The organism is Streptococcus pseudopneumoniae ATCC BAA-960 = CCUG 49455 (assembly GCF_002087075.1).
Taxonomy (GTDB): Bacteria; Bacillota; Bacilli; order Lactobacillales; family Streptococcaceae; genus Streptococcus; species Streptococcus pseudopneumoniae.
In genome coordinates this window covers 1-2,061 of the sequence record NZ_MWSM01000045.1, presented here as the reverse complement: position 1 = coordinate 2,061, position 2,061 = coordinate 1, and the positions used below count along the sequence as shown (strand labels likewise).

1 protein-coding gene, 1 tRNA gene and 1 pseudogene are annotated in these 2,061 nt (G+C 38.3%); 1 reads left to right on the top strand and 2 read right to left on the bottom strand.

From position 1 onward, the window contains the following. Positions 1 to 97: 97 nt before the first annotated feature. Positions 98 to 169, bottom strand: a tRNA-Glu gene (locus tag B4W83_RS09550). A 109-nt stretch (positions 170 to 278) separates the two neighbouring features. Between B4W83_RS09550 and B4W83_RS09545 the strand changes: the two are divergent. After that, positions 279 to 1,162, top strand: a pseudogene (locus B4W83_RS09545) (ISNCY family transposase); the annotation flags it as partial. Between the two features lie 296 nt (positions 1,163 to 1,458). Here the strand turns inward: B4W83_RS09545 and B4W83_RS09535 are convergent. Continuing rightward, the gene (locus B4W83_RS09535; RefSeq protein ID WP_000588858.1) at positions 1,459 to 1,938 is read right to left on the bottom strand and encodes a sigma-70 RNA polymerase sigma factor region 4 domain-containing protein; all 480 of its coding nucleotides are present in this window, start codon (positions 1,936 to 1,938) and stop codon (positions 1,459 to 1,461) included. Positions 1,939 to 2,061: the final 123 nt, after the last annotated feature.

Genomic DNA, 2,061 nt, shown 5'->3' with positions numbered 1-2,061 from the left:
AACTATATTAGTATATCACAGTCACTTTCGTTTGTCAACACTTTTTTTGAAACTTTTTAATCTTTTTTTCATCAAGTGTTCCAACCGCAACATACTATAGTCCGTACGGGATTCGAACCCGTGTTACCGCCGTGAAAAGGCGGTGTCTTAACCCCTTGACCAACGGACCAGAGTGGTTATTTTCAACTCTTACTATTATACAGTCTTTTCAGACTTGTCAACACCTTTTTCTAATTTTTTTTAAACTTTTTACAATTTTTTGGCGAGAAGTCATCTAAATGGAGGCTAGCCCTCATGCCTGGTTTGGAGCAGAAACCTCTAACTTACACCTAGCCATTGATGATGCTTCTGGCAATATCCTAGGGGCTTATTTTGATAAACAAGAGACCTTGAATGCTTACTATCATGTCCTCGAACAAATTTTAGACAACCACGGCATTCCCCTTCAAATCAAAACAGATAAAAGAACAGTCTTTACCTATCAAATCTCCAACTCTAAGAAAATGGAGGACGATACCCATACACAATTCGGATACGCCTGTCACCAACTGGGGATTCTCCTTGAGACAACCGCTATCCCTCAAGCTAAAGGGAGAGTCGAAAGACTCAATCAGGCACTACAATCTCGCCTGCCTATTGAACTGGAACGAAACAATATTCATACCTTGGAAGAAGCCAATACTTTCCTTCTTTCCTACATTCAAACCTTTAATGAACAGTTTGGAAACAAGACAAAACTCTCTGTCTTTGAGGAGGCTCCTAAGCCCTCTGAACGAAATCTCATTCTGGCTAGACTGGCGGAGAGAGTCGTCGATAGTGGACACCATATCCGATTCCAAAATCGTTGCTATATCCCTGTTGAACAAGGAAAAGAAGTCTACTTCAGCAGAAAGACGAAAGCATTCGTTATAAAAGAAGTTGACGGTGACATCTACCTCAATATCGCTGACAAGATCTATCACACAAAGGAGCTACTAGTTCATGAACTCTATTCGAAAAACTTTGAATCAGAACCAGAACAAAAAAAGAAAGACGCAAGTATGTCCCTCCACAAACCCATCCGTGGAAACTCACATCTTTCAAACAATATCTTCAGAAAAATAAAAAGGATTATGAAGAGTTTACTAGTGAGGAGCTTCATTCTCCTCAGCTACAAGTATAATCTATTTCTCGCTAAATGGGAAGCTGTTCCTTAAAGGAAATCACTCTATCCCTTACATTTAGGAGAGAGAAAATAAGGAGTCTAAGACAAGCATTTCATTTGATAAGAGGCTTGGAGCTGTGAGGTTAGAGAGCCAAGGCTAAGACTAGCCTTGGTTTAGCTGAAAAAACAGCTTCAAGGGTTCCTCGTGTCAAATGAAAGCAAAATAATTGCCCTCAATCTCACCATTTTTTGGGGCATCATCACTTTCGATTGACACACCTTTTCCTATTTTTTTCATTTTTTTGCATTGCTTCTTACCGGCTACGGATGTCAAACTCTTTAAACACAATACGTAAGTCTCTTAACACTCTTTGACGCCCTCGGAATCGTTCATTTCTTAAAATGCGTTCTAGCTCTTCTTGTTTCTCTTTACTTTGTTTGTTTCTATAATCTCTTAGTGTTTCATAAAAGAGATAATAGTCATCTATCCACAGACCTCCCTCGCTTATACGATGACTAATCTCACCTACTTCTTCATATGGTTCTTTATTATATCTTCGTTTGTAGCTTTCTTGTTTACGGATATAGTCTAGAATTCGATTCCGAAACTTAGTCTTAAAATATTTCCTTAAACGAGAGATATCTTCTACTAATCCTTCTTCTTTACTAATCAATTCATATAGACATATCATTCCCTCTTGGTCCCAATCCGACAATTCCCATAAATGAAGGTAATATTCATTTCTACACTTATACACAGTCCCTTGGACTTCTTCATACAATTCTTTAATCATAATTTTCCCCTTTCTAGATACAGTCTAACAGATTAGAAACACTTTTGGTACATTTCATCCATTCTGCACCCTTTAGCTCCTCAACTGCACAAAAAAGAGAGGTCTTGCCTCTCTTTGGGTTAT